Raw genomic sequence first — 9660 nt, 5'->3', positions numbered from 1 at the left:
GACGGCCACCACACCCGGCGACAACGCCACCTGCCGCGCGAACCACGACACCAACGTCACCCCCGCACCCACCACCGGGACGACGGAGTCACCGGCAGCAGACGGGCCCACAAGCTCGGCCCGCTCCCCCGGCAGCAACACCTCCACCCGGCCCACCGGCAGCGAAGGCTCACCCACCACAGCCTCCAACACCCGCACGAACCGCTCCGCCAGCAACTCCACCGACGCACGGTCGAACAGGTCGACGCTGAACTCGACCTCTCCCGACAGTCCTCCGGCGTTGCCCTTGGCGTCGCGGGCCGCCGAGACGTGGAAGACGAGGTCGAACTTGGCCGCTCCGGTGGAGGCGCGTTCGGTCGTCACCGTCAGGTCAGGGAGTTGGGCCACTGTGTCGAGTGCAGCGCTCTCCTCGTCGTTGTTCCACTCCAGGACCGTCTGGAAGAGAGGGTGCCGAGAGGGGGAACGCTCGGGATTGACGGCCTCGACGAGGCGCTCGAACGGGAGGTCCTGGTGCGCGTAGGCGGTCAGGTCGGTCTCTCGCACGCGGGCGAGGAGTTCGGTGAAGGTGGGGTCGCCGGACAGGTCGGTGCGCAGGACGAGGGTGTTGACGAAGAACCCGACCAGGTCCTCGACCGCGTCGTCCGTCCGCCCCGCGATCGGCGAGCCGATCGGGATGTCCGTACCCGCACCCAGGCGGGACAGGAGCACGGCCAGCGCCGCCTGCACGACCATGAAGCCGCTGCTGTCGTGGGCGCGCGCAAGTTCCTCGAGGCGCTGGTGCAGCTCGGCCGGGACGCTCAGCGGCACCGAGTCGCCACGGTGCGAGGGGGCCGAGGGCCGGGGGCGGTCGACGGGCAGGTCCAGTTCGGCGGGCAGTCCCGCCAGTTCACGCTTCCAGTGCGCGAGTTGACGGGAGGCGGTCGATTCGGCGTCATCCTCGGCGCCCAGAACGTCTCGCTGCCACAGCGTGTAGTCGGCGTACTGCACCGGCAGCGGGGTCCAGGACGGTTCGCGTCCGGCGACCCGGGCGGCGTACGCGGTGGTCAGGTCCCGGGCCAGCGGGCCCATGGACCAGCCGTCGCCCGCGATGTGGTGGAGCAGCACCAGCAGGACGTGCTCCTCGGGAGCCAGCTCGAACAGCCACGCCTTGAGGGGGATCTCCTCCGCGAGGTCGAAGCCGTGCCGGGCCCTGTCGGTGAGGCGGTCCCGCAGGTCGTCCGGCTCGATCCGCTCGACGGGGAGGTCGGGGCGGGCCCGGTCCGGGGAGAGCACCGTCTGGTGGACGTCGTTGGCCTCCCCCGTGAAGACGGTACGGAGGGACTCGTGGCGTTCCACCACGTCCGCGAGCGCCGTCTTCAGGGCGTGCCGGTCCAGGGTGCCGGTGAGCCGGAGGGCGGTCGGCAGGTTGTAGGTGGGACTCGGGCCCTCGAAGCGGTCGAGGAACCAGAGGCGTTGCTGCGCGAAGGACAGGGGGACGTGTTCGGGGCGCGGACCGGCGGTCAGCGGGACGCCGGCCCGTTCCGCGGAGGTGAGGACGGCGGCCAGGCCCGCGACCGTCGGGTGTTCGAAGAGCCGGCGGACCGGGATCTCGGCCCCGAAGGTGGTGCGCACCCGGTTCACGAGGCGGGTGGCGAGCAGGGAGTGTCCGCCCAGGTCGAAGAAGCTGTCGTCGATGCCGGGCACGGCGACGCCGAGGACCTCGGAGAACAGCCCGCACAGGATCTCCTCCTGCGGGGAGCGCGGCCTGCGGCCTGCGGTGGCACCGCCCAGGTCGGGGGTGGGCAGGCCCTTGCGGTCGACCTTGCCGTTCGCGGTGAGCGGGAGCGCGTCGAGTTCCACGAACACCGACGGGACCATGTGGGCGGGCAGGGCCGCGGACACGTGGGCGCGCAGGGCGGCGGGTTCGACGACCGCGTCGGCGCCCGGCACCACGTAGGCGATCAGTCGGCGGTCTCCGGGGCGGTCCTCACGGACCATGACGAAGGCGTCGGCGACCTGCGCCGCGGTGGTCAGCGTGGCGCGCACCTCGCCGAGTTCGATGCGGAAGCCGCGGACCTTGACCTGGTCGTCGACGCGGCCCTGGTACTCCAGTTCTCCCTGTGCGGTCCGCCGTGCCAGGTCTCCCGTGCGGTACATGCGGGAGCCGGCCGGTCCGTAAGGATCGGCGACGAAGCGTTCCGCGGTCGGGCCCGGGCGTCCGAGGTAGCCGCGGGCGAGGCCGGCGCCCGCGAGGTACAGCTCACCCGTGACCCCGTCGGGGACCGGGCGCATCGCGGAGTCGAGGACGTACGTGCGGGAGTTGGTGATCGGTGCGCCGATCGCCGGAGTGACCCGGCCGGTGAGCGGGGTGCTGATCGTCGCGCAGACCGTCGCCTCCGTCGGTCCGTACGCGTTGAGCATGCGCCGGCCGAGCGACCACTGTTCGACGAGGTCGGGCGGGCAGCTCTCGCCCGCGACGACCAGGGTCGTGACCGTGTTCATGGCGCCTTCGGGGAGCGAGGGCAGGGCGGACGGCGGCAGGGTCACGTGGGTGATCCGCTGCTCGTCGAGCAGGGCGGCCAGCGGCGCCCCCGGCATCAGTCGTTCCTGCGGGGCCAGGACGAGGCAGGCACCCGCCACGAGGGCCATGCAGATCTCGGAGACGGACGCGTCGAAGCTCGGTGAGGCGAATTGCAGGACCCTGCTGTCCGCGTCGACGCCGAACGCCTCGATCTGCGCGGCGGCGAGGCTGGGGAGGCCGCCGTGGGTGACGACCACGCCCTTGGGGCGGCCGGTCGAGCCGGAGGTGTAGATGAGGTAGGCCGGGTTGCCCGGTCGGGCGGTCCGGTCCGGTGAGGTCGGGTGACCGTGCGCGGCCGGGGCCTGTCCGAGGTCGTCCACCACGTCCACCAGGATGCGGGGCAGCTCGGACACGGTTGTGCCGGAGGTGCCGGCCGCCTCGCCCGCACCGTCGGTGACGGCTCCGGCGATCCTGGCCAGGCGCTCGCCCAGCGTGCGGGTGGTGACCAGCGCACCGGGCGACGCGTCGCGCAGGATGTAGGCGATGCGGTCCGCGGGGTAGTCGGGGTCGACCGGCAGATAGGCCGCCCCGGTCTTCATGACGGCCAGGATCGCGACGACGAGTTCGGCGCCCCGGGGCAGGGAGACGGCGGCGATCCGCTCGGGTCCCAGTCCCGCCGCGTCGAGCCGGCCGGCCAGCCGGTCGGACGCCTCGTCGAGCTGGGCGTACGTCAGCACGGTGCCCTCATGGGCGACTGCGGGCGCGTCCGGGGTGTCGCGGGCGCGGGTGCGGAAGAGATCCGGCAGCGTCGCATCGGGCAGGGCGCGGGTCGGCCCGCTCGCCAGGGCGAGGAACCGGTCGCGCGGTGCGGGTGCGGGCAGGTCCACGCGTCCGACCGGGCGGTCCGGGCGGTGGGCGAGGTCACGGAGCACGTCCAGGAACCGGTCGGCGGCCGATCGTGCGCCACGCTCGTCGAACACGTCGGGCCGGTGATCGAGGCGGAACGCCAGGCGCGTACCGGGTACGGCGACGAGCGCGAGGGCGTAGTGCGTGGCGTCCCGGTTCGTGGCCCCGGTCAGCGTCAGGCCCGAGCGCCCCGCCAGCGCGCCGAGGGCGTCGGCGTCCAGCGGGTAGCTCTCGAAGACCATGGAGGTGTCGAACAGCTCCCCCAGGCCGGTGAGCTGCTGGATCTCGGTGAGGCCCAGGTACTGGTGGTCGAGCAGGGCCGTCTGCTCCCGTTGCAGCCGGCCGGCGAACTCGGCGGCCGTCTCCCACGGGTTGACCCGGGTACGCAGCGGGATGGTGTTGATGAAGAGGCCGGCCATGTCCTCGGCGCCCTCCAGGTCCGCCGGACGGCCGGAGACGGTGACACCGAAGACGACGTCGTCCCGCCCGGTGAGCCGGCCGACGACGATCGCCCAGGCCGCCTCGACCAGCGTGTTGAGGGTGACGCCGGACGACCGGGCCTGTGCGGCGAGGGCCGCCGTGTCCTCCTCGCCGAGGGTGAACTCCAGCCGTGCGGGGGCGAGCGGGGCCCTCCCCGACCCCACCGGAGCCAGCCGGCTCGGTTCGTCGAGCCCGGCCAGCGCCTCCTTCCACGCGGCTCGGGCGGCGTCCCGGTCCCGGGCGGCCAGGTGCGCCAGGTAGTCCCGGTACGGCCGGACCCGCGGCAGGCCGACGGTACCGGTCTCCCGGCCCGTCCGCCGCGCGTACAGGGCAAGCAGCTCCCGCACGAGCACGGGGGACGACCAGCCGTCGAGAATGATGTGATGGTTCGTCAGGACGAGGCGCCACTGTTCCGCGCCGAGTCGCAGCAGCACGTAGCGCAGGAGCGGCGGCCGGTCCAGGTCGAACCGGGTGCCGTACTCCTCTTCGAGGACGCGGGCCGCCGCGGCCTCCCGGACCGGCTCGTCCGACCCGGTCAGATCGACCTCCCGCCACGGCAGCGGCGGATCGCTCACCACGACCTGCACGGCGTGCCCGGAAGCCGTCCTGCGGAACGCCGAGCGCAGGGCGCTGTGCCGCCCCAGCACGTCCCGCGCGGCCTCGCGCAGGGCGTCGGTGTCGAGGGCGCCTTCGATGTCGACGGCGAGCTGGGCCGTGTAGATGTCGGGGGCCGAGTCGTCGTAGGCGCTGTGGAAGAACAGTCCCTCCTGCAAGGGGGACAGCGGCAGCACGTCTTCCAGTACCTGTGCCCGGACTGCTTGTGCTGCTTGTGCTGCTTGTGCTGCTTGGGCTGCTTGGGCTGCTTGTGCCTCCAGCGTTTCGATCTCGGGCTGCGTGATGCCCGTCAGGAGCACGTCGGACGGGGTCAGACCGCCCGCTCCGGGGGTGCGGCTGTGCTCGGCCGTCGCTTCCAGCGCCCGGAACCAGCCCTCGGCCAGGTCCCGCACGCTCGCCTCGTCCAGCAGCTCACCGGCCCAGGTCCAGGAGGCGACCAGTTCGGGTCCGTGGTCGCCGTCGTGCGTGGCGGCGTTGACCTCGACCGTGTGGGCCAGGGCGAGTCGGGGGTCCTCGATGGCACCGGCCAACGGAACGGCCGTCCAGTCCGCGGCCTCGGCACTGCCTTCCGGGGCCGCACCGGCGATCCGGCCCAGGTAGTTGAACCCGATCTGGGGCCGTACCCGGCCCAGTTCGGTGTCGGATGCCGTTCCCGGGGCGAGGTGCCGCAGCAGCCCGAAACCGAGACCCTTGTCGGGTACGGCACGCAGCTGTTCCTTGACGCGCTTCAGCACCGTGCCCGGGTCGGACGCGCCGTTCCGGCCGTCCCCGGGTGCCAGCCGCACCGGATGGATGCTGGTGAACCAGCCGACCGTGCGCGACAGTTCGGCACCAGGTGCGGCCTCCTCCACCCGGCCGTGCCCTTCCAGGTCGAGGAGCACGTCATCGGCCCCGGGAGTGCCGAGTTCGCTCCGCCACCTGGTCACCGCGGTCGCGAAGGCCGCGAGCAGCACCTCGTCGGCGCCGGCCCGGAACAGCGCGGGCGTCACACCCAGCAGGGTGCGGGTGACCTCGGAGGACAGCCGCAGTTCGAGGGTGCGCGCGGTGGCGAAGGTGTCGCGCGCCGGGTCCAGGGGACGGTCGCCGAGCAACGGGTCGGGTCCGGCCAGGGCCCCCTCCCACAGGGTCCGCTCCGCTTCCCGCCCCGGTGCGGCCTCGGTCAGCCTGCGGGCCCAGCTCCGGAACGAGGTGCCCACCTGCCCCAGTACGGGCTCGCGTCCCTCCGAGAGCGCCTGCCACGCCTCCTCCAGGTCCTGCACGAGGATGCGCCAGGACACACCGTCCACCGCGATGTGGTGCACGACCAGCAGGAGTCGTCCCTGAAGCTCCCGGCCACGGTCGAACCAGACCGCCCGGACCAGCGCACCGGAGGCGGGGTCGAGCTCTCGCCGCGCCCGCTCCCCCTCCGCCCGCATCAGGTCCTCCAGCGCCGGACCGTCCATCTCGGACGCGTCCACCCGGCTCAGGACCGCGTCCGCGGAGGGCACTCGACCGACGTCCAGTGCGTCGAGCGTCCACGCGTCGTCCGTACGCAGGCGAAGACGCAGTGCGTCATGGCGGTCGAGCAGCTTCTGCACGGCGATGACCAGTCGTTCGCGATCAGCTCGAGCCGGTACGCGCACTACGACGGCCTGGTGGAACTGGTCGACGGGCCCCCCGCGTTCGGCGAGCCAGTGCATGACGGGCGTGAGAGGCACGGCACCGACACCGGCCCTGTCCTCTTCGGCGGCGGCACCGCCCTTCGGGTCGTCCACGGCAACGAGCGGCGCCAGCGCCTCGACCGTCTTGTGCTCGAAGACGTCCCGAGCCGACAGGCTCAGTCCGGCTCGACGAACCCGGCTGATCAGCTGGATCGACATGATGCTGTCGCCGCCGAGGTCGAAGAAGCTGTCGTCGATGCCGACGCGTTCGAGGCCGAGGATGTCGGCGAAGAGGTGGCAGAGGACTTCTTCGTGGGGGGTGCGGGGGGCGCGGGAGGAGGCGGTGGTGGTGTCGCGGTCGGGGTCGGGGAGGGCCTTGCGGTCGAGTTTGCCGTTCGCGGTCAGCGGGATGGCGTCGAGGGTGACGAAGGCTGCCGGGATCATGTAGGCGGGCAGCGACTGCGTGAGATGCGTGCGCAGGTCGTCGGATGTGACCGCATTCCCGGTGGTGTAGGCGATGAGGCGGTCGTCGCGGACGATGACGGCTGCTTGCGTGACGGCGGGGTGCTGGGCCAGGGCGGTCTGGATCTCACCGAGTTCGATCCGGAATCCGCGGACCTTGACCTGGTCGTCCGCCCGCCCCAGGTACTCCAGCTCCCCATCCGCCCGGCGGCGAGCGAGGTCGCCGCTGCGGTACATGCGGGTACCGGCCGGCCCGTAGGGATCGGCGACGAACCGCTCGGCGGTCAGAGCGGCCCGGTTCAGGTAACCCCGGGCCAGACCGGCACCGGAGACGTACATTTCACCGGTCACACCGGCGGGCACGGGCTGTAGGGCGTTGTCCAGGACGTACAGGCGCAGGTCCGGGATCGGCTCACCGATCAGAGACGCTGCCTGCCCGGCCACCGTGTCCGCGTCCAGGGCGCGGTGGGTGACGTGCACGGTGGTCTCGGTGATGCCGTACATGTTGACCAGGCGCGGTCCGCCCGCCGACTCGGGGTGACGTGCGTACCAGGCGCTCAGGCGTCCCAGGTCCAGGGCCTCACCACCGAAGACCACATACCGCAGCGCCAGCCCGTCACCCAGGGCCGGGTTCTCCTGATCGGCCTGCATCAGCTGGTAGAACGCCGAAGGCGTCTGGTTGAGGACCGTCACCCCTTGCGCGGCCAGCAGCTCCAGGAAGTCGGCGGGGCTGCGGGAGACCGTGAACGGCACGACGACCAGGCGGCCGCCGTACAGGAGCGGGCCCCACAGTTCCCACACGGAGAAGTCGAAGGCGTAGGAGTGGAACAGCGTCCACACGTCATCGCCACCGAAGCTGAACCAGCCCTCGGTCTGGGTGAACAGCCGCACCACCTGCCCGTGCGAGACCACCACACCCTTGGGCCGGCCCGTCGAACCCGACGTGTAGATCACATACGCCGGATGCTCCGCCCGCACCACCACGTCCGCCAGAACATCAGCGGACCGGTCCGCCAGGTCGGCGACCGTCGCCGGATCGTCCAGCAGAATCCTCGGCACATCACCCACGTGCTCCGGCAGAGCCTCGCCTGTCGTCACCAGCAACGCCGGGGCCGCGTCATCGAGGACGTAGGCGATCCGCTCCGCCGGATACGACGGGTCCACCGGCACATAGCCGGCGCCCGCCTTCACCACCGCCAGCAGCGCCACCACCAGATCGACCGACCGCTCCAGCGCCACCGCGACCAGCCGCTCGGCACCCGCACCCCGCTCCACCAGCAACCGCGCCAGACGATTCGCCCGAGCGTCCAACTCCCCGTACGACAGCGACACACCGTCACACGAGACGGCCACCGCACCCGGCGACAACGCCACCTGCCGCGCGAACCACGACACCAACGTCACCCCCGCACCCACCACCGGGACGACGGAGCCACCGGAAGCGAGCGCGGCCAGCAACTCGGCCCGCTCCCCCGGCAGCAACACCTCCACCCGGCCCACCGGCACCGAAGGCTCACCCACCACAGCCTCCAACACCCGCACGAACCGCTCCGCCAGCAACTCCACCGACGCACGGTCGAACAGGTCGACGCTGTACTCCACTTCTCCGCCACTGAGGCCGGAAACCTGGAAGACGAGGTCGAACTTCGCCGCCCCCGAGACCGCACGCTCGTGCTCGACGCTCAGACCGGGCATCTCGGTGGACTCGAGGAGAGCCCGTCGTTCGGCTTCGTCACTCCAGTTCAGGACCGTCTGGAAGAGGGGGTGACGGCTGGCGGAGCGCTCCGGGTTGAGATGGTGAACGAGCCGCTCGAAGGGGATGTCCTGGTGTGCGTAGGCGGCGAGGTCGGTCTCCCGGACGCGTGCCAGAAGCTCGGTGAAGGTGGGGTTGCCGGTGAGGTCGGTGCGCAGGACGAGGGTGTTGACGAAGAACCCGACCAGGTCCTCGACCGCGTCGTCCGTCCGCCCCGCGATCGGTGAGCCGATGGGGATGTCGGTGCCCGCTCCCAGTCGTGACAGGAGTACGGCCAATGCGGCCTGGAGGACCATGAAGGTGCTGGCCTGTTCCTGCCGGGCCAGTGTCTCGATGCGTTCGCGCAGGTCGGCGGGGATGGTGAAGGTGACGGTGCCGCCCTGGTGGGACGGGGTGGCGGGCCGCGGCCGGTCGGTGGGCAGGTCCAGCTCGGCCGGGAGGCCTGCCAGGTTCTGCGTCCAGTAGGCGAGCTGCTTGCTCAGGACGGAGTCGGGGTCGTCCTCGGTGCCCAGGACATCGCGCTGCCACAGGGTGTGGTCGGCGTACTGGACCGGGAGGGGTGCCCAGGTGGGTGCCTGGCCGGTGGTGCGGGCGCTGTAGGCGCGGGTCAGGTCCCGGGCCAGGGGCGCGAAGGAGCCCTCGTCGGCGGCGATGTGGTGGACCAGGAGCAGCAGGACGTGCTCGGTCTCACCGAGACGGAACAGGGTGGTGCGCAGCGGCAGGTCACGGGTCAGGTCGAAGGCGTGCCCGGCCGCGTCGGCCAGCGCGCCCACAAGGCCCTCACTCGCTACGGCACGCACCTCGAAGACCGGGGCTACCTCGTCCGCCGGACGGACCTCCTGATACGCACCCGCACTGGCGTCGACAACGATCGTGCGCAGGCTCTCGTGGCGTGCGGTGACGTCGGTGAGGGCGGCACGCAGGGCGTCCTGGTCGAGGGTGCCGGTCAGACGCAGGGCGATGGGGATGTTGTAGGTGGCGTTGGGGCCTTCGAGCTTGTGCAGGAACCACTGTCCCTGCTGCGCCGGCGACAACGGCACCCGCTCCGGACGCGGCTGGGAGGTGACCCGGGCACGGGCGCGCCCCGCACCGGACAACGACTCGGCAAGCACAGCCACCGACGGAGCCTCGAACAGGGCGCGGACGGACAGTTCGGCGCCGAGGGTGGTGCGGATGCGGGCGACGAGGCGGGTGGCGAGCAGGGAGTGTCCGCCCAGATCGAAGAAGCTGTCGTCGATACCGACCCGCTCCAGACCCAGGACGTCCGCGAAGAGATGGCAGAGGACCTCCTCCCGGTCATCGCG

1 protein-coding gene is annotated in these 9660 nt (G+C 71.9%); it reads right to left on the bottom strand.

What is annotated here, in order from left to right:
• On the bottom strand, positions 1-9660 hold a 9660-nt coding region (locus tag AC07FV_RS34665; RefSeq protein ID WP_479091732.1), incomplete at both ends, for an amino acid adenylation domain-containing protein.

Source organism: Streptomyces sp. NPDC045956, assembly GCF_056430705.1.
Note: the sequence above shows the minus strand (reverse complement) of the source record. Positions and strands in the feature narration are given on the sequence as shown.